This window comes from Exiguobacterium chiriqhucha RW-2 (assembly GCF_000416965.1).
In the GTDB taxonomy this organism is placed as follows: domain Bacteria; phylum Bacillota; class Bacilli; order Exiguobacteriales; family Exiguobacteriaceae; genus Exiguobacterium; species Exiguobacterium chiriqhucha.
The window spans coordinates 613,710-637,146 of sequence record NZ_ATCL01000014.1; the positions used below are offsets into that span (position 1 = coordinate 613,710).

Consider the following 23,437-nt stretch of genomic DNA (forward strand, 5'->3'; position numbering starts at 1 on the left):
CGTCGGCGCCCCGACTCTTGCAGGATAGCAATCCGACGGAGACCCAGCAGCGTAAGCGATGCGGCTCCGGGATTGCCTGCAGAAAGCGTGGGCGCCGAAAGGACGATGACGCAACATCTACAAAATAAAGGAGGACACCGGATACCCGGCGTCCTCCTTATGAATGAAAGATTATAATTTCTGATTGAAAATTTCTGACTCGACCGCGTGAATCGCAGCCGACCATGAACCGTAACGATGAAGAATTGCTTTTGTGGAGGGTTTGTTGTTTCGTTTTGCCCATTCGCGATACGCTTCGAAGGAAAGAGAGAAGCCCATCTCGTGAATCGCTTCACGGAGTGCGGTGGAGAGCTCTGATTTCGAGTACGTCACACTCGCTTCAAGTCCGGCTTCGGCGCAGGCGTCATGCCACGAACCGAACGTCTTGACGATATGGTAATGGCTCGGTGCTTTCGGATGAAGCTTGCGCCATTCCTGATACTTTTTAAGCGTGATAATCGATCCCATGTCGCGCGAGTAGAGGGCGAGTGTCTCGATGATATCTTCACGCGTGTACTTTGGCATTTTGTCCGGGAGATCGACAGTCGCCTCTCCGTGCCATTCATAGCCGGCGATTGCAAGCGCCTCGGCCCATGACCCGAACTGTCGGATAATCGACTCGGGAGATGGCCAGCTTTGTTCCATCGCGAAGCGACGATACACAGAGCGTCGTGGACGTTCCTTCAACAAGTCGCCGAGCAGTCGAATACAGTGAATCATCCTCTGCTGTTCGGTGGACAAGTGGTGGGATTTAGTGGATAGCGTTTGACTCAATGATGGTTCCTCCTTCCATGGACTCATATCTGAACCGACAAAGATGACGAAGTTGCTTCTACAATCATACTATCGGCCAGTTTTTACAATTTATAAGTGCATTGTTCAAGTTTTTTTAAACCGATTTTACGAACCGATAGGTCTAAAGTCATGTTTGTACTTTGAAAAAATGGTAACAGTTCTATTACAAATTTAATATTAAATGGGTTCAATTGTAAACAAAAAGTTTTATCGTGGCTAATATGTAATAATCTGTACGAAAAAGTACCCAACTGGCCAATGGGGTCATCACCGTCGCACCAGTTGAGTACTCTTCTATAATAAATTTAATTTTCAGACTAATCAAATGAAAGTTTTGAAAATAACGATTTTTTTTTGAAAGGGTGGTCAGTGAAACGGACGGTCTGCTAAAATAATGGAATTGATGTAAATAAGAAAAGAGGATATTACGATATGACAATATGGTTATTTTATCTGCTGCTCGGCTTGATTCAAGGCTTTACCGAGCCGATTCCAATTTCATCGAGCGGTCACTTGGTCATCTTCCAAGAACTGTTTGATATCCAATTACCAGGTCTCTCATTCGAGATTTTCGTGAACTTTGCTTCACTGCTCGCTGTTTTGACGATTTATCGGCAGGACGTCGTCCGTCTCGTCGTCAGTCTATGGACGTTCTTGTTTAAAAAAGACCGCAGTGACGAGACGATGGTCGACGTCAAGTTCATTGGTCTCTTGCTCGTCGCCACGGTCCCGGCCGGTGTGCTCGGCGTCCTGTTCGGCGATTGGATTGGCGAGAAGCTCAGCGGCGTCGCCACGGTCGGTTATACGCTTATCTTGACCGGCGTTGCGCTCTGGTTCATCCGGAATATGCGAGGGAATAAAGGAGACGGCGGCATCACGCTCCGCGACGCCATCTTGATCGGTCTCGCCCAAGCGGTCGCGCTCATCCCAGGCATCAGTCGTTCCGGGGCGACAATCGTCATGGCGATGTTGCTCGGCATCAAGCAAGAGTCGGCGCTTCGTTTCTCGTTCTTCCTTTTCATCCCGATTAGTCTCGGGGTGACGATTTTAGATGGACCGGAGTTGTTCACGAATCCAGAGACACGTGATTTGTTCGGACCGCTCATCTTGGCGTTCATCGCCTCGTATGCGCTCACGGCGATCTCGCTCAAATGGTTCCAACACATCATGGCGAAAGGCGAGCTCAAATACTTCTCGTTCTATTGCTGGATTGTCGGACTCCTCGTCGTTTTATTCTTGGCTTGATTTACAAGGCGCTGCTCATACGAGCGGCGCTTTTTTTGCGCATTTCGTTTTGCCATCCATTTATTTTTGCGCTAAAGTGGAAACGTACAAACAAATATTCCTTCGGGGTCGGGTGAAAGTCCCAACCGGCGGTGATGGGCGCGAGCCTTAAGTCCGTGACCCGGGCGCACGTGTGCGAACGGTGGATCTAGTGCGATTCTAGAGCCGACAGTATAGTCTGGATGGGAGAAGGAAACATGACAGGTCCATGCGACCTGTAGTTCGTCGTACGTTTTTCTGTAAAGAAAACGCTTATTTGGCTTGCCCAAATGACGATGAACGACTCCCACCGAGACCTTGAGGATCATTCCTTGAGGTCTTTTTGTTTGTACGAAACAAGGAGGGAGATTATGCAACAGTACATGCAACAAGCCATCCAATTGGCAAAATCCGCCTCATCGACCGGCGTCAATCCGCGTGTCGGAGCCGTCATCGTCAAGGACGGTCGGGTCGTCGGGTTCGGCGCCCACTTGAAGGCGGGGGAAGCGCACGCCGAAGTGCACGCCATCCGCATGGCCGGGGCCGCCGCCTATGGCGCGACGATGTACGTCACGCTCGAACCGTGCTCGCATCATGGCAAGACACCGCCGTGTGCCGATTTAGTCGTGGAGTCGGGCATCAAGCGGATCGTCATCGCGATGAGCGATCCGAACCCGCTCGTGGCGGGACAGGGCATCGCTCGATTGAAAGCGGCCGGGATTGAAGTCGAGGTCGGACTGCTCGAGCGTGAGGCACGAGCGCTCAATGTGGCGTTCTTGCGTTCGCTCGAGACGAGACGGCCGTACGTCGTCTTGAAGACCGCGACGAGTCTTGACGGCAAAGTCGCCCTTGATACTGGTGACAGCAAGTGGGTGACCGGGACCGAAGCGAGACGGGACGTCCATGAACTGCGGTCGACGGTCGATGCGATCTTGACCGGTGTCGGCACCGTGCTCGCCGATGATCCGGCGCTCACCGTCCGGCTCGACCGCGAGACGACGCAACCGCTCCGGGTCGTGCTCGACCGTGAGTTGCGCACGCCGCTCTCGAGTCAGCTCGTCCGGACGGCGAATGATGTGCCGGTATTGCTCTACACGACGTCCGACGATCGAGTGAAGCGGGACGCGTTCACACAACGCGGCGTTGAGCTCGCCGATTACACGTCGCTCGACGCTGTGCTGCAAGACGTCTACGCACGCGGCATCGGTCGCCTGCTCGTCGAAGCGGGACCGACACTCGTCACCTCGCTCTTGGACGGACAGTTCGTCGACGAGTGGGTCATGTATCAGTCGCCACGCGTGTTCGGCGGCAAGGGCGGTTTCTACCGCTCGCATCATGACGGGCCGCTCGATGCAATCGAGCGGTATGACGTGCAAGCGGTCGAGACGGTCGGCACCGACATCAAACTCATCATGCGAAAGGGGGAGTCCGATGTTCACGGGAATCGTTGAAGAAATCGGCAGTGTGAAGGCAGTGAAACGGAACGGGCCATCCCTTCGGCTCACGCTCGCCGGACAGGTCGTCCTCGAGGACGTGAAGCTCGGTGACAGCATCTCTGTCAACGGCATCTGTCTCACCGTGACGACGTTCGACCGTGACAGTTTCTCGGTCGATGTCATGCCGGAGACGCTCAAGGCGTCGAGTCTCGACGGGGTCCGCCCCGGTACGAGCGTCAACTTGGAGCGGGCCATGCCCGCGAACGGACGCTTCGGCGGTCACTTCGTCTCGGGTCACGTCGACGGGGTCGGGCGCATCGTTAAAAAACGGTCGCTCGCGAACGCCGTCTATGTCGACATCAGCTGTGAGCCATCGCTCCTCCGTTATATCGTCCCGAAAGGTTCGATTTCGGTCGACGGGACGAGCTTGACGGTGTTTGACGTCACGGAACGTGGATTCACGTTGTCGCTCATCCCGCATACGTACAGTGAGACGGTGCTCGGGATGAAACAGGCCGGGGATACGGTCAATTTGGAATGTGACATGTTAGCTAAATATATGGAAAAACTCGTAAGTCAAAAACCGATGACGCTTGAATCGCTCGCGTCACAAGGATATGGGAAGGCGGGATGGTAATGTTCCATACAATCAAAGAAGCAGTCGAAGATTTAAAGATGGGACGCCCCATCATCGTTGTCGATGACGAGGACCGGGAGAACGAAGGAGACTTCGTCGTGCTCGCGGACAAAATGACAGCGGAGACGATGAACTTCCTCATCACGGAAGGGAAAGGACTCGTATGCGCTTCTCTCGCTGAAGAAGTGGCCGTCCGGCTCGACTTGCAGCCGATGGTCGCGAACAGTACCGATCCGCACGGGACGGCGTTCACGGTCAGTGTCGACCACGTCGATTCGACGACGGGCATCTCGGCGAGCGAACGGGCCCATACGGTGCGCGAACTCGCGAACATCAACGCCCGTCCGGCTGATTTCCAACGTCCCGGTCATATCTTCCCGCTCATCGCCAAAAAAGGTGGCGTCTCCGTCCGGCGCGGGCATACGGAAGCGTCGGTCGATTTGGCGCGACTTGCCGGAAGTGAACCGGTCGCTGTCATCTGTGAGATTATCCGTCCGGACGGCGAGATGGCCCGGGTGCCGGACCTTGAACGTGTCGCACAAGCGCATGATTTAAAATTCATCACGATTGAGGAATTAGTTCGCTATATGGAGACGGACCTCGTCGAACGAGAGGCGGACGTCTCGCTCCCCTCGGTGAAAGGGGACTTCCGATTGATTGGTTATCGGAACGTCCTCGACCGGGAAGAACACGTTGCGCTCGTCAAAGGTGAGCTCGAACACGCACCGCTCGTCCGGATTCATTCCGAGTGTCTGACCGGTGACGTCTTCGGGTCCCATCGTTGCGATTGCGGGCCACAACTGGACACAGCGATGGCGAAAGTGGAAGCCGAAGGCGGTGTCATCTTGTATATGAGACAAGAAGGGCGCGGCATCGGGCTGCTCAATAAATTGAAGGCGTACGAACTACAAGAACAAGGGCTTGATACGGTCGAGGCGAACGTTGCGCTCGGACTTCATGCCGATTTGCGCGATTACCGGGTCAGCGCGGCCATGCTTCGTGACCTCGGCGTCACGAACGTTCGGCTCATGACGAACAACCCGGAAAAAGTCGATGCGTTAGAAGCGTGCGGCATCACGGTCATCGAACGTGTCCCGATTCTCGTCGGCGCCCATGCGGCGAACGAGAAGTACCGAATGACGAAACAACAAAAAATGAACCACTTTGGAGGAGAAGAATCATGATGCATACATTTGAAGGAAACTTGGTCGGAAAAGGCTTGAAAGTCGGAATCGTCGTCGGACGGTTCAACGATCTCATCACGATGCGCTTGCTCGACGGGGCGAAGGATGCGTTGAAGCGCCACGGCGTCGAACAAGACGACGTCGAAATCGCGTTCGTCCCTGGGGCGTTCGAACTCCCACTTGTCGCGAAGAAGATGGCGATGAGCAAGAAATATGATGCCGTCATCACACTCGGGGCCGTCATCCGTGGGGCGACACCACACTTCGACTACGTCTGTAACGAGGCGGCGAAAGGCATCGCCCAGGCGAGTTATCAGTCAGAAGTACCGGTCATTTTCGGTGTCTTGACGACCGAGACGATTGAGCAAGCGATCGAGCGAGCTGGAACGAAAGCCGGGAACAAAGGTTGGGAAGCGGCAACGTCGGCCATCGAGATGGCGAACTTGATGCGCGCGTTTTAATTGGACGGGGGAGAGCGAACCAGCTCTCCTCTTTTTTTGTCGTTAGCGACGCATGCGTCCCGGGAAAAGGATAGGGTGGAAGGAGGCGATGGTGATGGGGGAATGGGTGGCTCAACTGAGCCCGGCCATGCAGGCGCTGCTCGGGACGATGTTCACGTGGGGGATGACCGCGCTCGGGGCGGCCATCGTCTTCATGACGAAGTCGATTAACGAGCGGTTGATGGACAGCATGCTCGGGTTTGCCGGCGGTGTCATGATAGCGGCCAGTTTTTGGTCACTCCTCGCCCCGGCCATCGAAATGGCGGAACAAGACGCGATGCCGGCTTGGTTTCCGGCCACCGTCGGTTTTTTAGTGGGTGGTCTGTTTTTGGCAGTCGTCGACAAACTGATTCCGCACGTGCATCCGACGTCTTCCCTCAAAGAAGTGGAGGGCATCCGTCCACAAAAACGGAAGCGTAGCACGTTGCTCGTCTTGGCGATCACGCTGCATAACATCCCGGAAGGACTGGCCGTCGGCGTCGCTTTCGGGGCGGTCGCGGCCGATTTCCCGTCCGCATCGCTAACGGGTGCCATCGCCTTGGCCATCGGCATCGGCATTCAAAACTTTCCGGAAGGTGCCGCCGTATCGCTCCCGCTCAGACGGGACGGGCTCTCCCGGCGCCGCAGTTTTTTCTACGGTCAGTTATCGGGCATGGTCGAACCGGCGGCCGCACTGGTCGGCGTCTGGGCCGTGCTCGTCATGGAGCCGCTCTTGCCGTTCGCGCTCAGCTTTGCCGCCGGGGCGATGATTTTTGTCGTCGTCGAAGAAGTGATCCCGGGGTCGCAAGAGAATGGGCATAAAGATATGGCGTCGATGGCGTTGATGCTCGGCTTCACCATCATGATGATTTTGGACGTGGCGTTAGGATAAGCCACAGAAAAGGAGCGATGACATGCGCGTCATCGCTCCTTCTTTCAGATCAACGCCAAAACGACGTGTGACCGGCCTTATCTTCGATATTGAAGGCGATGATGTCACGAAGCAAATCGTAGTCGACGGCTTGGCTCCACTTGATACGGAACAGCTGTTTCGTCTGCGTATAGCCCGCCTCCCGGATTTGCATCTGGAACACCTCGAGCGGGACGGCCTCCGGCGCGACGGCAAAGTGTGCTTTGGCCACACTGAAGGCGATGATGAACGTCCCGTGATCGGTGAACATCGGCTGATTCCAGGCGATGCGTTCCTCGAGGTGCGGGAATGTCTCCCGGACCCACACGAATATGTCGTCCAGTTTGGCACGGTGTTCCGGGTCGTCAATCGTTGCTAAAAAATCGTCAAACGTCTCCATGAGAAACCTCCTTTGGTGAAAGAAAGCCCGACTCAGATGAGCCGGGCTGATTGATTAAAACGTCTCAGACGTCGTTTTTGCTTGCATGTGGAGCTGGATGTAATCCGGTCCGCCTGCTTTCGAGTCTGTACCTGACATGTTGAACCCGCCGAACGGCTGATAGCCGACGATGGCGCCTGTGCAACCACGGTTGAAATACAAGTTCCCGACGTGGAAGTTCTGACGCGCGTACTCTTGGTTCGAGCGGTCACGCGTGAGGACGGCACCCGTCAAGCCGTATTCCGTGTTGTTGGCGATGTCGATCGCTTCTTTGAAGTCTTTCGCTTTCGTGAAGGCGACGATCGGTCCAAAGATTTCTTCTTGCATGAGACGTGCTTTCGGCGCGACGTCAGCGACGACCGTCGGCTCGATGAAGTAGCCTGTCGAGTCGTCGGCTTTACCACCGGCGACGATTTTGCCTTCTTCTTTGGCGACGTCGAAGTATGATGTGATCTTCTTGAACGCGGCCGCATCGATGACCGGTCCCATGAAGTGTTCGTTTTGCTCCGTGTTGCCGACCGAGAGTTCGTTCGTCAATTCGACGACGCGGTCGAGCACCGTGTCATACACGCTGTCGACGATGACGGCACGAGAACAAGCCGAACATTTTTGACCAGAGAAGCCGAACGCCGATTTGACGATTGACTGGGCCGCGAGTTCGAGGTCCGCTGATTCGTCGACGACGATCGTATCTTTTCCGCCCATCTCTGCGATGACGCGTTTGAGCCAGATTTGGCCGTCGTTCAATTTAGAGGCACGCTCGTTGATGCGTAAGCCCACGTCACGTGAACCTGTGAAACTGATGAAGCGTGTCTTCGGATGGTCGACGAGATAGTCACCGACTTCTGCGCCTGGTCCTGGGATGAAGTTGAGGACGCCTTTCGGAAGGCCTGCTTCTTCCATGACCTCGACGAATTTCGCAGCGACGATCGGTGTCGTCGATGCTGGTTTCAAGAGGATCGTGTTACCGGCAACGATAGCCGCGACGGCCGTCCCTGCCATGATTGCGAACGGGAAGTTCCAAGGGCTGATGACGATCCCGACCCCGAGTGGGATGTAGTCATAGCGGTTGTATTCGCCCGGACGGCTCTCGACTTTTTTACCTGGTTTGAGCTCGAGCATTTGACGTGCATAGTATTCCATGAAGTCGATCGCTTCTGCTGTATCCGCGTCCGCTTCGTTCCACGGCTTGCCTGCCTCTTTGACGAGGTAAGCCGAGAACTCGTGCTTGCGCTTGCGGACGATGTTCGCCGCTTTGAACAAGACGTCGGCACGGACGGCCGGATCGACATGGCGCCATGAGTCGAACGCTGTGAGCGCTTCTTGCATCGCACGCTCAGCGAGCTCTTGGTTCGCTTTCGAGACGTGACCGATGACTTCTTCTTTATTGGCCGGGTTGTAAGACGTGATTTTGCCTTCCGTCGTAACTTTCTCCCCACCGATTACGAGCGGATAGTCTTTTCCGAGCTCACCGTTGACTTTCTCGATCGCCGCTTGGATGGCTGCGGCGTTCTCTTTGTTTGTAAAGTCTGTGAATGGTTCATGTTTGTATGGAATCATTCTCGTTCCCCCTTAAAAGTGATCGTATATTGAAGCGCTTACGTCTGTATTGTATCTAAAATCGTGGTGAAATCCTAGTGAAACAATTTTCCAGAAAAGCGTGTCGTTTTCGCTCGAAATCGAGTCGTGGTAGGATGAGAGTACAGGACGACTTGCGAAGGGAATGATTGAATGAACAAGTGGATGATGCCGCTCGTGCTGACCGTGTTGCTCGCGGGATGCGGAACGGCGGACGAAACGCCGACGGAAGAGGCGGCCGAAGAGACGAAAGCGCCGCTCCCGGAAGCGGTCGAGACCTTGTATACGTCATACCAACAAGCGCTCGAAAACGGGGATGCGGCGGCGCTCAAAGCCATCGACTATGCGGGCGAGTTGACCGACATCCCGGCGACCGGTGCCGAGATGCGTGGCCTCACGCCGGGCGATATGTACGAGAGCTGGGTGAATGAGGACGGGGACGTCGCGTTCATCGTCCATGAGATGGAGGACGCGGACGGCAATGAACTGCCGAACCGACTCTCGAAAGTCGCTATCAAAGAAGGGGAGGACTGGAAACTCGTCGTCACCCCGGCTCTTATCCCGGCCGATGTGATTGGAGAAGTCGGCGACATGTTGACGGGAATCGAGGCGAACGAGTACGGCGTGAATGCAGAAGCAAATGCCCGTCTCGCCGAAGTGCCGGAAGACGAGGCTGGCCCGATTTATGACCAAGTGAACGCCCAGACCGACTACGTCGCGCTCGAGGCCGACAATAACGTCTTCTTGCTCATGGCCGAGACGCTCACCGTGCCGGAGAACCAAGACACGATGGCCGACTACTTCGAGGCGTACCGGACGTGGTATACCGACAATGAGGCGGCACTTAAAAAGGCCGCTGCAACAGAAGACCCGGTCGAGTATCTCGAAGTGCTCGAATCGCTCAAACAAAAATTAGAACAAGCGATCGACGGTTATGACGAGAATCTCGTCGACCCGTCGTTCGGATAAGGAGGAAATAACATGTTAGCACCGACATTCACATTACCGAACCAAAACGGGGACATGATCTCGCTCGAGGACTACCGGGGCCAGAAAGTCGTACTTTATTTCTACCCGAAGGACGCGACACCAGGTTGTACGACCGAGGCATGTGATTTCCGCGATGCGACACCGCGATTGAACGGGGCCGTCGTCCTCGGCATCTCGGCCGACAGCCAGAAGAAGCACCAAAACTTCATCGCCAAACATGAGCTGCCGTTCGATTTGCTCGTTGACGACACGCATGAGGTATCGGAGCTATACGGCGTCTGGCAATTGAAAAAGAATTACGGGAAAGAGTACTACGGCATCGTTCGTTCGACGTTCCTCATCAACGAGGACGGCTATATCGAACAGGAATGGCGCAGTGTGAAAGTGAACGGGCACGTCGACGAGGTCGTCGCGGCGCTCACGACATGAAACGAGACGGCTCCCAAAACGGGGGCCGTTTTTTTGTGCCTCGCATTACAATTTTATTTCAAATACTAAATTCAGAATCAGGTTAAGATAAAGCGCAAAAGTGGTATATTACAAAAATGTTACACAACATCGGACCGGATTAATGCCTTGTCAACTTGACGAAGTTGAGAATGTTCTGAAAAATATGAAGGAACGGTGAACACCAGATTTACATAGGGGGCAGAGTAACATGGAAAAGTTTGAAGCGGTCCTGACGAGTTTATCCAACCTCGTCTGGGGGCCACACTTATTGATTCTATTGATTGGGACGGGCGTCTATTTGACGTTCCGGCTCGGCTTTATCCAAGTGACGCGGCTCGGATACGGTTTGAAAGAAGCGTTCATCCCGAAACAGAAAACGGGAGCGGAAGCGGAGAAACAGAAAAAGCAACGTGGTGACATCTCTCACTTCCAGGCGCTCATGACAGCGCTCGCGGCCACGGTCGGGACAGGGAACATGGTCGGCGTCGCGACGGCGGTCGTCCTGGGGGGACCGGGCGCCATCGTCTGGATGTGGCTCTCTGGTTTCATCGGGATGGCGACGAAATACGCCGAGGCGATTCTCGCCGTCAAATATCGTGTCGTCGATGAACGGGGCGAGATTGCCGGCGGGCCGATGTATTATTTGGAGCACGGTTTGAAGAAGAAGTGGCTCGGTATGACGTTCGCCTTGTTCGCTGCGATCGCCGCGTTCGGTATCGGTAACGGCGTCCAGACGAACTCGATCAGTATGGCGCTCAATACGTCATTCGGGATTCCTATGCTCGTAACGGGCATCGTGCTCATGGTGCTGACAGGATTCGTCATCCTTGGTGGCGTCAAATCAATCGGGAAAGTCGTCGGTGTGTTCGTACCGGTCATGATTATCGGTTATGTCGGGGGCGGACTCGTTATCCTCGTCATGAACTTCGAGTTGATTCCGTCGGCATTCGCGACCATCTTCTCGAGCACGTTCAGTGCGGAAGCCATCGGCGGTGGGGCGCTCGGTGCCGCGATTCGATACGGGGTCGCACGCGGCGTATTCTCGAACGAGGCTGGCCTCGGCTCGGCACCGATCGCAGCAGCAGCCGCGAAGACAGATTTCCCGGGACGGCAAGCGCTCGTCTCGATGACGCAAGTGTTGATTGATACGCTCATCGTCTGTTCGATTACCGGATTGACGATCGTCATGAGCGGTCAGTACACGAGTGGTCTTCAAGGCATCGAGTTGACGCAAGCATCCTTCGCGTATTTCCTTGGTCCGATCGGGGAATTGATCGTCACGATTTCACTCGTCTTCTTCGCCTTCTCGACGGTGATCGGCTGGTGTTATTATGGGGAACGGTCGGTCTATTACTTGCTCGGGGAGAAAGCCATCGTGCCATATCGGATGGTGTATATCGTCGTCGCCGGACTCGGCGCGATGACGACGAACTTGAATCTGATTTGGGCGATCTCGGACGTCTTCAACGGGCTGATGGCGATTCCGAACTTGATTGGTCTCTTGTTCTTGTCAGGTGTCGTCGTCGCCGAGACGAAGCGTTTTGAGCTCGAACGGCAAAAAGAACTGCGGCAAGCCGCTTAACCAAAAGGAAGCATCCTCACGCGAGGACGCTTCCTTTTTTCATACCTTGAATTGACCGATCAACGCGTTCAATTCGTCCATCTTTTGTTGGGATATTTCTGTGACGCGGTTCAATTCGCTGAAGCGGTCGACAGACATCGTCACTTTCTCGGCGATTTCCTGTGTGCCGAGCGCACCGTTGTTGACCGTGACAGCCACGTCTTGGATGACCCGGATCATATTCGACGTCAACTGCTCGAGTTCAATAGCGGCGACGGCAAACTCTGAGGCGGTCGCTTCGAACCGGCCGGCGTCCTCACTGTAATGCTCGGCCGCCTCTTCGAGTTGGTCATAGTCTTTCAACACGTTTGTATCGAGGAAACTGAGCATCTCGCTCGACGTGTCGTTCAAATGGTCGACGGAGTGGAGCACGGTCGTCGAGATGGCTTGAATCCGTTCGACGGTCGTCCGGCTCGTCTCGGCGAGTTTCCGAATCTCATCGGCGACGACGGCGAACCCGCGTCCCGCCTCACCAGCCCGAGCGGCTTCAATCGAGGCGTTCAAGGAAAGGAGATTCGTCTGGGCGGCGATGTCTAAAATGTCGTTCGTGAGTGTCGCGATCTCCCGGACGGCTTTGGCGTCTTGCATCGCCTGCTCTAAATTGACGCGCGTCGACGAGAGGACGTGGAGGGCGGACGCTTTTGCCTCGACGGCATGGTCGCGCAAGGCGACGGCGCGGGCATCGACTTGCTCGGCCTCGGCTTTTCGCTCGGCGGCCATCGTCACGATGTTGTGAAGCGTCCGTTCCATGTCAGAAGCCGACGCGTTCATCTCTTGGGCGCTCGCGGCCGTCTGTTGCATCCCGGCCGTCAAGTCCTCGGTCGTGGCGGCCGTCGTCGTCATGTACGTGTCGAGCTCGCGCAACTCATCATACATGCGACTTGACTGTGCGGTCACCCCGTGAGACACACCGTTCACTTGCAAAATCAATTGGCGAAGGTTGGCAAGGAATTGGTTGAAGTCGCGGGCGAGTCCCGAAAACTCATCGCGGCGCTTCACCGGGATGGCCGTTGTCAAATCGCCTTGGCTCGTGGCTAGCTCCCGCATCTTCACTTTAAACTCGTTTAATGGCTCAAAGATGGAGCGGAAGATGAATACCATCATCAGCACCGTGAAGATGACGGCAGCGGCCATGATGATCATGAGTGTGAGCTGGACTTGTTCGAACAGCGCCGCACCGGATTCCGTGTCAGACCGAATCTCATCGCGGTTCAAGTTGACGAGCAGACCGAGCGTGTTTGACAAGGCGTCAGCGCTTGGTGTCGCCGTGTCCCGGAAGTAGGCGTCGGCCGCGGCTTGCCCGTCCTCGTTCGAGACGCGCACCAACTCATCGATGTTCGTCTGGAATGACGTCCATTGGGTCGTCGCTTGATCGAACAATTCCTGATCGGCCTGTGTGATAATCGTTGACTCATATCCAGTCATTTGTTGTTCGAGAATCGTGACGGCTGTCTGCAAATCACGCTCGATGTTTTGCTTCATCACCTCGTCCTCGACCAAGGCGTGGCGCGTCATATGGCGACGAATCTCGAGCAACTGTTTGTCGACTTGATGGATTTGGTCCATCCCTGGCACCCACGAGACGGTCATATCTTGTTGGGCGGCCTTGGATGCATTCAACGCATAAAACGAGTAGCCGCTCACCCCGAGCAACAACACGAGCAAGACGGTGAAAGCGACGATCAGTTTATTACGGATTGACATAGGAATCCCCCTCGAAAAAATAATGCTTCTTTCTAAGCATAATGAGATTAGGGGACGGACCGAATAGGCGTTTTTGGAAACGAGTCAATATTACGAGGACATTCCCTAAGTTTTCAAAAAAGACATCAAGATTGGTGAGATGGGATTTTCTTTTTTGTCTTATAAAAAAGTGGTATGATAATGGACGATGTATTGAAAACTGTTGGAGGTGGAACCTTTGGCTCGAATCACAGAAGCTGAAGTTCGGCACGTCGCCGGACTCGCCCGACTTGCGATCACAGAAGATGAAGTGACGCACTTCACGGAGCAATTGACAAAAATCCTCGAGTTCGCCGAGCAACTCGATGAACTCGATACGACGGGCGTCATCCCGACGACCCATGCCCTAGATTTGAAAAACGTACTACGCAAAGACGAGGTTCGTCCTTCACTTCCACGCGAGGAAGTCGAACGGATGGCACCTGATTGGGAGAACGGCCAAGTCCGTGTCCCAGCGGTCTTTGAATAAGGAGGCCCTTCATGAGTTTATTTGATCACGGTGTAGCCAAGCTGCATACGCTTATAAAAGAAGGCGAAGTCACGGTATCCGACCTCGTCAAAGAATCATTTGACCGCATCGAGGCGACCGACGAGAAAATCGGTGCCTTCTTGACGCTCAACGAAGACGCGTTCGAACAGGCGAAACGGATGGACGAGCTCGCCAAGACCTCGGACAACCCGCTCTTCGGTTTGCCAATCGGCGTCAAAGACAATATCGTCACGAAAGGGACACGCACGACGTGTGCCTCGAAGTTCCTCGAGAACTTTGTCCCGGCCCATGACGCGACGGTCGTCGAGCGTCTCCATGACGCCGGTGCCGTCACAATCGGGAAGTTGAACATGGACGAGTTCGCGATGGGTTCATCAAACGAGAACTCGGCGTTCAAAGTCGTCCGTAACCCATGGGACCCAACGCGCGTACCAGGCGGTTCGTCAGGCGGTTCAGCGGCAACGGTCGCGGCCGGCCAAGTCCTGTTTAGCCTCGGCTCGGATACGGGTGGCTCGATTCGTCAACCGGCAGCCTATTGTGGCGTCGTCGGGATGAAACCGACGTACGGTCTCGTCTCACGTTACGGCCTCGTCGCATTCGCCTCGTCGCTCGACCAAATCGGTCCGCTCACACGTACGGTCGAAGATAACGCCTACTTGTTGAACGCGATTGCCGGTCATTGCGACATGGACTCGACGTCGGCAACGGTCGATCTTCCGGATTACACGAAATCGCTTCACGGCGACATCAAAGGCATGAAGCTCGCGCTTCCGAAAGAGTTCATGGCTGAAGGCGTGTCGGACGGTGTCCGCAAACAGATTGAAGAAGCGGTCGAGACGCTCAAATCACTCGGGGCGACGGTCGAGACCGTCTCACTTCCGACGGTGAAATATGCGCTCCCGACGTACTACTTGCTTGCATCATCGGAAGCCTCATCTAACTTGGCTCGCTTCGACGGGATCCGTTACGGACGCCGCGCCGAGGCCGATGCGCTCGAAGAAGTATTCACGTACTCGCGCGAACAAGGCTTCGGGGAAGAAGTGAAACGCCGCATCATGCTCGGGACGTACGCGCTCAGCTCAGGTTACTACGATGCGTTCTATAAGAAATCGCAACAGGTCCGCACGCTCATGAAGCAAGACTTCGCGAACGTGTTCGCCGACTACGATGCGATTATCGGACCGACTGCGCCGACGGTCGCGTTCAAACTCGGTGACCAGCTCGAAGATCCGCTCACGATGTATGCCAACGATATTATGACGATTCCGGTCAACTTGGCGGGCATCCCGGCCATCTCGGTACCGGCTGGCTTGTCAGAAGGCCTCCCGGTCGGTTTACAGATCATCGGGAACCATTTCAGTGAACCAACACTCTACCGCGTGGCCCATGCTTTTGAACAAGCAAACGGCGGTTTCAAGATGCCACAGCTCTAAGGAGGACGTACGATGAACTTTGAAACAATCATCGGGATCGAGGTGCACGCCGAGCTGAGCACGAAGTCGAAGATTTGGTGTGGCTGCTCGCGCACATACGGTGCCGAAACGAATACACAGACGTGTCCGATTTGTCTCGGACACCCGGGCGTCTTGCCTAAATTGAACGAAGAGGCGGTCAATCTAGCCATCAAGGCCGCGATGGCACTCAACTGCGAAATCGCGACCGACACGAAGTTCGACCGCAAGAACTACTTCTATCCAGATACGCCGAAAGCGTACCAAATCTCGCAGTTCGACCAACCGATCGGCTTCAACGGTCACGTCGACGTCGAAGTCGACGGTGAGATGAAACGGTTCCGCATCGAACGCGTCCATCTCGAGGAAGATGCCGGGAAGATGAACCACACGGGCGAGAAACACTCGGTCGTCGACTTCAACCGGACCGGCTCACCTCTCATCGAAATCGTCAGTGAGGCCGACATGCGCTCACCGAAAGATGCCGTCGCTTACCTCGAGCGCTTGAAAGAAGTGCTCTCGTTCGCGGGCGTCTCGGACGTCAAGATGGAAGAAGGGTCGCTCCGTTGCGACTGTAACATCTCGGTCCGTCCGTTCGGTCAAGAGCCGTTCGGCACAAAGACGGAGCTTAAAAACTTGAACTCGTTCTCGAACGTCTTGAAGGCGCTCGAGTATGAGGAAGACCGTCACCGCAAATTGCTCATCACGGGCGGCGTCATGCGTCAAGAGACGCTCCGGTTTGACGAGGCGGCGAAGAAGACGATTCTCATGCGTGTTAAAGAAGGAGCGGCCGATTACCGCTACTTCCCAGAGCCGGACCTCGTCCGTCTCGAAATCGATGAGGAATGGAAAGAACGCATCCGTGCCACGCTTCCGGAACTTCCGGTCGCACGTCGCGAACGCTACATGAACAATTACGGTCTGTCGGCGTATGACGCCAAGGCGCTCACGTCGACGCGGGAGTTCTCGGACTTCTTCGAAGCGACGACGGCAGCCGGTGCAGAACCGAAAGCTGCTGCCAACTGGCTCATGGGCGAAGTGCTCGGTCATTTGAACAAATCGGACGATACGATCGAGACGATGAAATTGACGCCGAGCTCGCTCGCGGAGTTGATTCGTTTGATTGGAGAAGGTACAATTTCTTCGAAGATCGCCAAACGCGTATTTACAGCCATGATCGAAGAAGGCGCCGAACCGAAGGCGTACGTCGAAGCGAACGGTCTCGCCCAAATCTCGGACGAGAACTTGCTCCGCGGCTACATCCTCGACTTGTTCGAAGCGCATCCGCAGATGATTGAAGACTTTAAGAACGGGAAAGACCGTGCCAAAGGCTTTATCATCGGGCAGATCATGAAGCAGACGAAAGGGATGGCGAACCCGGCACTCCTCGATGGCTTGTTCCACGAAGAGATCGCCAAACGCTAAACAAGCGGCGAGGCACTTGTGTCTCGCTTTTCGCTCGACTTGAGCATGGGGAGAGAACATTATGCAACGAAAACGCGCACGGGTCATCTATAACCCGACATCTGGAAAAGAAGTGATCAAACGGGAACTCCCGTACATTTTGAACCGCCTCGAGGATGCGGGTTATGAGACGTCGACGTACGCGACGAAAGCAATCGGCGACGCGACGCTCGAGGCCGTTCGAGCCGCGGAGGCCGAGTTCGACTTGATTATCGCGGCCGGTGGGGACGGGACGCTGAACGAGGTCATCTCGGGACTCGCCCCGCTCGACACGCGTCCGACGATCGGGCTCATCCCAGTCGGAACGACGAACGACTTTGCCCGAGCGATGCGGATTCCGCTCAACGTCGTCGGTGCCCTCGACGTCATCTGTGACGGATTCGAGATGCCGGTCGACCTCGGTGAGATTGAAGGGGAGACAGGGGATATCCACTACTTCATCAATATCGCCGGTGGCGGCATCATGACGGAGCTGTCGTACGAGGTACCGTCGAAACTGAAGACGGCGCTCGGTCAGCTCGCCTATTACGTCAAAGGGATGGAGAAGCTTCCACTCATCAAGCCGACATATATTGAGCTCGAGCACGATGAGGGCACGTTCAGCGGCGAGGTCATGATTTTCCTCACGTCGAACTCGAACTCGGTCGGTGGCTTTGAGAAGATTTCACCACACGCCTCACTGAACGACGGACTGTTCGACTTGTTCATCTTGCGCAAGTGTAACTTGTTCGAGTTCATCCACGTCGTCCGTTTGTTGCTCCGTGGTGAGCACTTGTCGAGTCCGCTCGTCGAGCACGTCAAGACGGGACGCGTCAAGATGAAGACGACGACGGAACGGATGAGTCTCAATATCGACGGCGAATACGGCGGCGAATGCACGGGCGAGATGCGAAACTTGTTCCGTCACTTGACGGTGCTCGCACCGAACGCGCGCATCCGTGAGATGGAAGACTTGAACGCCCAGTATGAACGCGAACAGATGATCAAACAGCTGTTCAACGTGTCAAACGAGAAAGCAGAATGATTCGGCTCGGCGTGGCGCACACGCCGAGCTTTTCGTTCGCTTGGAACGGGTATGAACCAATACACACTATTTTTTGAATCGGGAAAGGAGAGACTCATGTTACCAGTCCAAAAAAATGACCGTCTCGACGTCCACATCCATGACCTCACACACGAAGGCGCGGGCGTGGCACGCGTCGACGGTTATACGTTGTTCGTGCCGAACGCACTTCCGGGAGAGACCGTGGAGATCGTCGTGACGAAGACGAATAAACAGTACGGGTTCGCCCGCTTGATCGATGTGAAGCAAGCGAGTGCGGACCGCGTTGAGCCGCCGTGCCCGATTTTCTATCAGTGCGGGGGCTGTCAGCTCCAACACTTCAGCTACGACGGCCAGCTCCGTCAAAAACGGGACCGTGTCGTCGAGGCGCTCCAGCGACTTGGCCAATTCGATGTGCCTGTCCACGAGACGATCGGCATGCCGGAACCATGGCGTTACCGCAACAAGGCGCAAGTGCCGTTCAAAGACGAGGCCGGCCGCCTCGTCGCGGGATTCTATCGTCCACGTTCGCACGACATCGTCGAGATGAAGGAATGTCTCATCCAAGACGAGAGAAACGATGAGGCCGTCCAAGTCGTCCGTGACGTGCTCGCGGCGCACCGTGTGCCGGCGTACGATGAGAAGACCGGGCGCGGCGTCATCCGCCACGTCATGGCCCGTTACGGCTACCATTCGGGCGAATTGATGATCGTCCTCATCACGAAGACAACGAAAATCAAAGGCGTCAACGAGATTGTCGCCGACATCTTGAAACGTCTGCCGGACGTGACATCAATCATGCAAAACGTCAACCCGGACAAGACGAACGTCATCTTAGGATCGACGAACAAATTGTTATATGGCCATGAGACGATTGAGGATAAGATTGGTGGACTGACGTTCACGATTTCCCCGCACTCGTTCTTCCAAGTCAACCCGGTCCAGACGGAGAAGCTATACGGTAAGGCGCTCGAATACGCGCAACTCACGGGGACGGAGCAAGTCGTCGACGCCTATTGCGGCATCGGGACGATCAGTCTGTTCCTCGCCCGGAAAGCGGCGCACGTATACGGCGTCGAAGTCGTACCGGAAGCGATTGAGGACGCGAAACAGAACGCGCTCGTCAATGAGATCGACAACGTGACGTACGCGTGTGGCGCAGCGGAAGATGTGTTGCCGCAGTGGAAGCAGGATGGCATCAATCCGGACGTCATCGTCGTCGATCCACCACGTAAAGGCTGTGCCGAGTCGTTCCTTGAGACGATGGTCGAGATGGCACCGAAGCGGATCGTTTACGTGTCGTGTAACGTCGCGACGCAGGCACGCGATATGCGTTATCTTGCGGACCGTGGCTACCGACTCGTCGAAGTGACACCGGTCGACATGTTCCCGCATACGGCGCATGTGGAGACGGTGGCGTGGCTAGAAAAAATGGAATAAGATGAATGTAGATGGACCTTCGATTTTGTTTGAAATCGGAGGTTTTTTGTTTAGTCGTGTCAAAAGGGGTGATGAAGATGAGGAAAATCATTGTACTTGAACATGTATCCTTGGATGGTGTGATTCAGTCACCGGGTGGGCAAGACGAGGACGTGAGCGAAGGGTTTACGTATGGAGGATGGACAGAACCATTTGCGAGTGATGAGTTAGGTCGTCTGATTCGGACGCAAATGCACAGCGACTTTGCATTGCTACTTGGGAGAAAGACGTATGAACAATGGGGAGACTATTGGCCCCAACACGCGAATGTTTGGCCGGAAGCACAAATTGCGACAAAGTACGTAGCGTCACAAACGTTGCGTGAAAGTCTATGGGAGCCGACCGTTTTTTTGACGGACCCCATCAAACAGTTAAAGCTATTGAAGCTGGAAGCTGAGCCCGATTTTCATGTGTGGGGAAGCAGTGATTTGGCCCATGCTCTGTTTCAAAACGACCTAGTCGATGAATGTTGGTTGATTATCTATCCGATTATCATAGGGGCAGGGAAGCGCTTGTTCCCAAATGGTGAAATGAATCCAATCACTTTTAAATCAATTGAGCATTATCCGATGACGAAAGGTGTCATTGTCTCTCATTATCACAGGATGTGATTGCACATTGCGGTTTGAGTAGACCTTGAAGCTCCAATAGACAGAAACATATAATTGATGTAAACCCGTGTTCTCCTAACGAAAGGGAGCGAAAAAAATGAAGGCTTTCACTAAACTCGTAATCGGTCTCTTGCTCGTCTTAATAATGGTCATTGGTTGGTGGTTAATCTCTCCTCTCTTTCTCGATCAAACAGTAGATGAGGGGCTCCCACCCGTCTCTACAGACACCGTTGAGATGACCGAAGATCCGGAAGCTGTAGCGCCCGATGCGGAAGATGAAGCAAAGGATTCAGAGACTCTCGGTTTGTCAGGAATGTTTATGGATGGAGAAAAGAATTACCAAACTTCTGGAACGATCCAAACAATTAACGCGGACGATGGTTTGTACCTAAGATTTGAGGATTTTCAAACGACCAATGGACCCGACCTGTTTGTTTATTTGATTCAGCCAGGGACGGAAACGACAGAAGGAATCAGCTTAGGGGCTTTGAAAGGAAACACGGGGAATCAAAACTATTTAGTCCCTGAAGACGTCGACCTCACTCAATATTCGACGGTCGTGATTTGGTGTCGAGCCTTCGATGCGGATTTTGGTTTTGGTGAACTAAAACAATAATCGATTTACGAGTTGACCGCGCTCGTTCGTCGTCGAAGCACGCATGAAGCACTATATGGAGCGGATTGAATTTTGGCGCGAGCATACTAGTGAATATGAATGGGCCGCGTTCATGATGAAAGACTAAAGACTCCTCAAGAATGAACCCTTCAATCGGTAGATTGGAGGGTTCTTGCTTCGTCATGACCGGAACGCGCGTACGAAGAGACTGCGTTTTACGGCTAGTAGTGTCAAGCCGCTCCGCTTAGCGATTTCCTCGACGACCTGTTCGACTGTAAGGTGATTGGTCTCGATTTTGTCATGTGTGATGTCGTGATGAAAAGCGTGGAGGCAGCGGTCGATTTGTATCTTGCCCCACGAATTGAACCATTCGAAGCGTTTATTTAATCGTCTTACGAGTGTCCGTTTATCGGCGTGAAGAATATAATGGTCGACCCGAATCCCGTCACATTGTAAGGCTCCGATGATTTCATCGTAGTAGAGCTGGTCCACGAGCGTCATCGGGACGATAATCACGCCATCGTATGAACGGGCAATCTTCGCCAACATCTCAACATTGAACGCCCGCCATTCCGGATGATGTTGGAAATCGGCAAGTCGCATGTCTTCGGGCAGATTGTCGCGAATGAAAAAGCCGACTTGTTCCGGGTCATAGATAAACGCGTTCGGTAACCGTTGTTGCAATTGTTTGGCGGCTGTCGTTTTTCCTGATCCGAAAGCGCCGTTGATCCAAACGATCATCTTTATCCATCCTTTCAAAATACTTTCTGTATTACCATTCTGATTGGTTTGACGATTGTCCTGTAAAAAATAAAAAAGACGGACTATCACGCAGTCCGTCTGTCTCATATTTACAGCACTCTACTGGCCGCAGTTTCCTGTTCAGAAACAGCGTCTTCGCGCATCGCATCAATTTCTTTATATTCGTTCGTATCTTTCCACAACTCATCTTTCAACGGATTGAGTTTGTATTTGAGGATCCGTGTCACTTGCCAGACGGCGAGGACGACGTTCAGTGCCAAACTGAGCAGGGCGATCGTCCAGTTCGCTGCCGGGTTGTATGACACACTCACATTGAACGTGCTACCGACAGCAAAGAAGTAAGGGAACGTCATGACCCACATCATCCAAAACGAAAGCGTCTGGGCACGGTTTTGCATCCATGTACCTTTTGCCCATAAGAGTACGGGCACTGTCGCAGCGATGTTCAAAGCGAAGCCTGAGTAAAAAGCGTTACCCGGTGCACATGAATAGACGTAGGCGATGTTCCAAACACCATAGGCGATAATCCATAGCTTCGTCTGGTCGGGCCAGAGCATGTCTTTCTTTTTACCAGATGTCGCGAAGATCCCGACCCAGCCGCAGATGAGGAGCAAGTTCAAAATTCCCGCGACGGCGTTCACATAGTTCCAACCGCCCGAGATGTAGTACATTCCATCGACCATCCCTTCGAATCCCATGATCCCGACTTGGAACTCTCGAACGACGGCCTCGGCGATGTTAAGTGCCAAAATACCTGGGACAAGCATCAAATACCATGGATGCTTCTTATGGTAATCGGTGAAGCGGATGACCATGTAAATCAAGCTTCCGGCCAATGCTGAATACACTTTCACCCAATGGAACCATGAGGTGATTTCAGGATCGGCGGTGAAAAACCAAATCGGGGGTAAGGCGATCGGTACGGCCATGAACATGAAGATACTTGCTTTTTTGCTAGATCGGACGATTTCATTCAACCCGATCAATAGACCGAAGACGACGAACCACATCACGACATTGTACCAAGGGATAGACTCAAAGAAGAACATACGATAACGCCCCTTTCATTTCTAAAGGATAGTGATGAAGCAACGATGAAAAGATGATGTCTTTAAACATACCGAACGTTCGTTATGTTTATGTGAAAAGTGTAACAAACTAATGAAAGCGATGTCAATACGGTTTGGTACGTCACAGGGACATGTCATAAATCCGACAAATCATTATGATATAATTAGCCATTATTACGTGAGGAGCGTCGGGCATATGATGAACGAAGGAAAACAAAAGATATTAGAAGCGGCGCGAGCGACGATTATCGAAAACGGGATTCAAGGTACGACGCTTCGGGGAATCGCAAAAAAAGCAGGCTTTAGCACGGGCGCGATCTATCATTATTACAGTTCGAAAGAGGCTATTCTGTATGACGTGATGGACGAAGGATTAGGTGAGATTCGACGAATCGCGACCATCTCGATTGAAGATAAGAAAGAGGCCCGCGAAATCATTCAAGAAATCTTTGATGGGATGCAAGACCGACTCAAAAAAGATGCGGAAAGCCGGTTGCAGTTTTATTTGGCTCACGAGGCGATGCTCGGGAATGTGGAGTTACAAAATAAGTTTAAGGAAAAATATGAGGATTGGATCAATCGCGTCGAAGCCATCTTTGTGAGAGCGTACGGCGTTGAACGCGGACCCTCGACGAGAGCGGTCGCCGCGTGGACGATGGCTGCAATCGATGGGATGGTGCTCCAAACGCTGTTGAATGTTCAAGTTGTCGAATCTGAGCACACGAATCGTATATTAGAGTATTTGCTGCAGGACGGGTTTACACACTTCTTTAAAGTCATCGAAAATGAACAACGCTGAGCTTTTTAAAGTATTGTCAGTTGATACATTCCCGCGTCCATAATAAGATAGATAAAGTGATTTTATTGGATTGACTACGAAAGGGAATG

23 protein-coding genes and 1 riboswitch are annotated in these 23,437 nt (G+C 53.7%); of the genes, 17 read left to right on the forward strand and 6 right to left on the reverse strand.

Going from position 1 to position 23,437, the window contains the following annotated elements; translation table 11 throughout:
- Nucleotides 1-171 precede the first annotated feature (171 nt).
- On the reverse strand, nucleotides 172-813 hold the full coding sequence (locus M467_RS22705; protein WP_235045171.1) for a homing endonuclease associated repeat-containing protein: 642 nt from the start codon (nucleotides 811-813) through the stop codon (nucleotides 172-174).
- 453 nt (nucleotides 814-1,266) lie between these two features.
- Here M467_RS22705 and M467_RS22710 point away from each other — a divergent pair, with 453 nt between their 5' ends.
- The 6 genes from M467_RS22710 (at nucleotide 1,267) to M467_RS22735 (ending at nucleotide 6,725) form a co-directional block, all read left to right on the forward strand.
- Entirely contained in the window at nucleotides 1,267-2,079 is an 813-nt protein-coding gene (locus M467_RS22710; protein ID WP_021066475.1) for an undecaprenyl-diphosphate phosphatase, read from the forward strand.
- Between the two features lie 94 nt (nucleotides 2,080-2,173).
- A riboswitch (FMN riboswitch) is annotated at nucleotides 2,174-2,316 on the forward strand.
- Nucleotides 2,317-2,468: 152 nt separating this feature from the next.
- Nucleotides 2,469-3,548, forward strand: coding sequence for a bifunctional diaminohydroxyphosphoribosylaminopyrimidine deaminase/5-amino-6-(5-phosphoribosylamino)uracil reductase RibD (ribD, locus tag M467_RS22715; RefSeq protein WP_021066476.1), 1,080 nt, complete (start codon nucleotides 2,469-2,471; stop codon nucleotides 3,546-3,548).
- Entirely contained in the window at nucleotides 3,529-4,170 is a 642-nt protein-coding gene (gene ribE / locus M467_RS22720; protein ID WP_021066477.1) for a riboflavin synthase, read from the forward strand. Before ribD ends, ribE begins: the two co-directional genes overlap by 20 nt.
- Nucleotides 4,170-5,354, forward strand: a complete 1,185-nt coding sequence (locus tag M467_RS22725; RefSeq protein WP_021066478.1) for a bifunctional 3,4-dihydroxy-2-butanone-4-phosphate synthase/GTP cyclohydrolase II — start codon at nucleotides 4,170-4,172, stop codon at nucleotides 5,352-5,354. The genes ribE and M467_RS22725 overlap by 1 nt, the downstream gene beginning before the upstream one ends.
- Nucleotides 5,351-5,815, forward strand: a complete 465-nt coding sequence (ribH, locus tag M467_RS22730; RefSeq protein WP_021066479.1) for a 6,7-dimethyl-8-ribityllumazine synthase — start codon at nucleotides 5,351-5,353, stop codon at nucleotides 5,813-5,815. Before M467_RS22725 ends, ribH begins: the two co-directional genes overlap by 4 nt.
- Before the next feature lie 94 nt (nucleotides 5,816-5,909).
- Nucleotides 5,910-6,725 (forward strand): ZIP family metal transporter, encoded by an 816-nt coding sequence (locus M467_RS22735; protein ID WP_021066480.1) that lies wholly within the window; start codon nucleotides 5,910-5,912, stop codon nucleotides 6,723-6,725.
- Between the two features lie 49 nt (nucleotides 6,726-6,774).
- Here the strand turns inward: M467_RS22735 and M467_RS22740 are convergent, their stop codons facing one another.
- Together M467_RS22740 and pruA are read right to left on the reverse strand one after the other, a co-directional pair.
- Nucleotides 6,775-7,143, reverse strand: coding sequence for an iron chaperone (locus M467_RS22740; protein WP_021066481.1), 369 nt, complete (start codon nucleotides 7,141-7,143; stop codon nucleotides 6,775-6,777).
- A gap of 54 nt (nucleotides 7,144-7,197) precedes the next feature.
- The gene (gene pruA, locus M467_RS22745) at nucleotides 7,198-8,742 is read right to left on the reverse strand and encodes an L-glutamate gamma-semialdehyde dehydrogenase (RefSeq protein WP_021066482.1); all 1,545 of its coding nucleotides are present in this window, start codon (nucleotides 8,740-8,742) and stop codon (nucleotides 7,198-7,200) included.
- A gap of 171 nt (nucleotides 8,743-8,913) precedes the next feature.
- Between pruA and M467_RS22750 the strand changes: the two genes are divergently transcribed.
- The 3 genes from M467_RS22750 to M467_RS22760 all read left to right on the forward strand — a co-directional run bounded on the left by M467_RS22750 (nucleotide 8,914) and on the right by M467_RS22760 (nucleotide 11,782).
- Nucleotides 8,914-9,729 (forward strand): nuclear transport factor 2 family protein, encoded by an 816-nt coding sequence (locus tag M467_RS22750; RefSeq protein ID WP_021066483.1) that lies wholly within the window; start codon nucleotides 8,914-8,916, stop codon nucleotides 9,727-9,729.
- Between the two features lie 12 nt (nucleotides 9,730-9,741).
- Nucleotides 9,742-10,179 carry a thioredoxin-dependent thiol peroxidase gene (gene bcp, locus M467_RS22755; protein WP_021066484.1) on the forward strand — a complete coding sequence of 146 codons (438 nt, stop codon included), beginning with the start codon at nucleotides 9,742-9,744 and terminating at the stop codon, nucleotides 10,177-10,179.
- 229 nt (nucleotides 10,180-10,408) lie between these two features.
- Nucleotides 10,409-11,782 (forward strand): alanine/glycine:cation symporter family protein, encoded by a 1,374-nt coding sequence (locus tag M467_RS22760; protein WP_021066485.1) that lies wholly within the window; start codon nucleotides 10,409-10,411, stop codon nucleotides 11,780-11,782.
- Between the two features lie 39 nt (nucleotides 11,783-11,821).
- Here the strand turns inward: M467_RS22760 and M467_RS22765 are convergent, their stop codons facing one another.
- Nucleotides 11,822-13,525, reverse strand: coding sequence for a methyl-accepting chemotaxis protein (locus M467_RS22765; RefSeq protein ID WP_021066486.1), 1,704 nt, complete (start codon nucleotides 13,523-13,525; stop codon nucleotides 11,822-11,824).
- A gap of 217 nt (nucleotides 13,526-13,742) precedes the next feature.
- Between M467_RS22765 and gatC the strand changes: the two genes are divergently transcribed.
- The 7 genes from gatC to M467_RS22800 all read left to right on the forward strand — a co-directional run bounded on the left by gatC (nucleotide 13,743) and on the right by M467_RS22800 (nucleotide 20,717).
- On the forward strand, nucleotides 13,743-14,033 hold the full coding sequence (gene gatC, locus M467_RS22770) for an Asp-tRNA(Asn)/Glu-tRNA(Gln) amidotransferase subunit GatC (RefSeq protein WP_021066487.1): 291 nt from the start codon (nucleotides 13,743-13,745) through the stop codon (nucleotides 14,031-14,033).
- 11 nt (nucleotides 14,034-14,044) lie between these two features.
- Nucleotides 14,045-15,487: an Asp-tRNA(Asn)/Glu-tRNA(Gln) amidotransferase subunit GatA gene (gene gatA / locus M467_RS22775; protein ID WP_021066488.1), complete on the forward strand. Its 1,443-nt coding sequence runs from the start codon at nucleotides 14,045-14,047 to the stop codon at nucleotides 15,485-15,487.
- Between the two features lie 12 nt (nucleotides 15,488-15,499).
- Nucleotides 15,500-16,930 carry an Asp-tRNA(Asn)/Glu-tRNA(Gln) amidotransferase subunit GatB gene (gatB, locus tag M467_RS22780; RefSeq protein WP_021066489.1) on the forward strand — a complete coding sequence of 477 codons (1,431 nt, stop codon included), beginning with the start codon at nucleotides 15,500-15,502 and terminating at the stop codon, nucleotides 16,928-16,930.
- 61 nt (nucleotides 16,931-16,991) lie between these two features.
- On the forward strand, nucleotides 16,992-17,993 hold the full coding sequence (locus M467_RS22785; RefSeq protein ID WP_021066490.1) for a diacylglycerol kinase: 1,002 nt from the start codon (nucleotides 16,992-16,994) through the stop codon (nucleotides 17,991-17,993).
- A gap of 96 nt (nucleotides 17,994-18,089) precedes the next feature.
- Nucleotides 18,090-19,451 carry a 23S rRNA (uracil(1939)-C(5))-methyltransferase RlmD gene (rlmD, locus tag M467_RS22790; protein WP_021066491.1) on the forward strand — a complete coding sequence of 454 codons (1,362 nt, stop codon included), beginning with the start codon at nucleotides 18,090-18,092 and terminating at the stop codon, nucleotides 19,449-19,451.
- A 77-nt stretch (nucleotides 19,452-19,528) separates the two neighbouring features.
- Nucleotides 19,529-20,101, forward strand: a complete 573-nt coding sequence (locus M467_RS22795) for a dihydrofolate reductase family protein (protein ID WP_021066492.1) — start codon at nucleotides 19,529-19,531, stop codon at nucleotides 20,099-20,101.
- A gap of 97 nt (nucleotides 20,102-20,198) precedes the next feature.
- Entirely contained in the window at nucleotides 20,199-20,717 is a 519-nt protein-coding gene (locus M467_RS22800; protein WP_021066493.1) for a DM13 domain-containing protein, read from the forward strand.
- Nucleotides 20,718-20,897: 180 nt separating this feature from the next.
- On the opposite strand, the gene M467_RS22805 is transcribed toward M467_RS22800, so the two are convergent.
- A complete protein-coding gene (locus M467_RS22805; RefSeq protein ID WP_021066494.1) occupies nucleotides 20,898-21,458 on the reverse strand; it encodes an AAA family ATPase in 561 nt (186 codons plus the stop codon).
- Nucleotides 21,459-21,568: 110 nt separating this feature from the next.
- Entirely contained in the window at nucleotides 21,569-22,528 is a 960-nt protein-coding gene (locus tag M467_RS22810; protein ID WP_021066495.1) for a DUF5692 family protein, read from the reverse strand.
- Between the two features lie 217 nt (nucleotides 22,529-22,745).
- Here M467_RS22810 and M467_RS22815 point away from each other — a divergent pair, with 217 nt between their 5' ends.
- Nucleotides 22,746-23,348, forward strand: a complete 603-nt coding sequence (locus tag M467_RS22815; RefSeq protein WP_021066496.1) for a TetR/AcrR family transcriptional regulator — start codon at nucleotides 22,746-22,748, stop codon at nucleotides 23,346-23,348.
- Nucleotides 23,349-23,437 lie beyond the last annotated feature (89 nt).

Coding starts and splice junctions, on each gene's coding strand:
- M467_RS22710 (WP_021066475.1), top strand. CDS start 1,267: ATGACAATATGGTTATTTTATCTGCTGCTCGGCTTGATTCAAGGCTTT.
- ribD (WP_021066476.1), top strand. CDS start 2,469: ATGCAACAGTACATGCAACAAGCCATCCAATTGGCAAAATCCGCCTCA.
- ribE (WP_021066477.1), top strand. CDS start 3,529: ATGTTCACGGGAATCGTTGAAGAAATCGGCAGTGTGAAGGCAGTGAAA.
- M467_RS22725 (WP_021066478.1), top strand. CDS start 4,170: ATGTTCCATACAATCAAAGAAGCAGTCGAAGATTTAAAGATGGGACGC.
- ribH (WP_021066479.1), top strand. CDS start 5,351: ATGATGCATACATTTGAAGGAAACTTGGTCGGAAAAGGCTTGAAAGTC.
- M467_RS22735 (WP_021066480.1), top strand. CDS start 5,910: ATGGGGGAATGGGTGGCTCAACTGAGCCCGGCCATGCAGGCGCTGCTC.
- M467_RS22740 (WP_021066481.1), bottom strand. CDS start 7,143: ATGGAGACGTTTGACGATTTTTTAGCAACGATTGACGACCCGGAACAC.
- pruA (WP_021066482.1), bottom strand. CDS start 8,742: ATGATTCCATACAAACATGAACCATTCACAGACTTTACAAACAAAGAG.
- M467_RS22750 (WP_021066483.1), top strand. CDS start 8,914: ATGAACAAGTGGATGATGCCGCTCGTGCTGACCGTGTTGCTCGCGGGA.
- bcp (WP_021066484.1), top strand. CDS start 9,742: ATGTTAGCACCGACATTCACATTACCGAACCAAAACGGGGACATGATC.
- M467_RS22760 (WP_021066485.1), top strand. CDS start 10,409: ATGGAAAAGTTTGAAGCGGTCCTGACGAGTTTATCCAACCTCGTCTGG.
- M467_RS22765 (WP_021066486.1), bottom strand. CDS start 13,525: ATGTCAATCCGTAATAAACTGATCGTCGCTTTCACCGTCTTGCTCGTG.
- gatA (WP_021066488.1), top strand. CDS start 14,045: ATGAGTTTATTTGATCACGGTGTAGCCAAGCTGCATACGCTTATAAAA.
- gatB (WP_021066489.1), top strand. CDS start 15,500: ATGAACTTTGAAACAATCATCGGGATCGAGGTGCACGCCGAGCTGAGC.
- M467_RS22785 (WP_021066490.1), top strand. CDS start 16,992: ATGCAACGAAAACGCGCACGGGTCATCTATAACCCGACATCTGGAAAA.
- rlmD (WP_021066491.1), top strand. CDS start 18,090: ATGTTACCAGTCCAAAAAAATGACCGTCTCGACGTCCACATCCATGAC.
- M467_RS22795 (WP_021066492.1), top strand. CDS start 19,529: ATGAGGAAAATCATTGTACTTGAACATGTATCCTTGGATGGTGTGATT.
- M467_RS22800 (WP_021066493.1), top strand. CDS start 20,199: ATGAAGGCTTTCACTAAACTCGTAATCGGTCTCTTGCTCGTCTTAATA.
- M467_RS22805 (WP_021066494.1), bottom strand. CDS start 21,458: ATGATCGTTTGGATCAACGGCGCTTTCGGATCAGGAAAAACGACAGCC.
- M467_RS22810 (WP_021066495.1), bottom strand. CDS start 22,528: ATGTTCTTCTTTGAGTCTATCCCTTGGTACAATGTCGTGATGTGGTTC.
- M467_RS22815 (WP_021066496.1), top strand. CDS start 22,746: ATGATGAACGAAGGAAAACAAAAGATATTAGAAGCGGCGCGAGCGACG.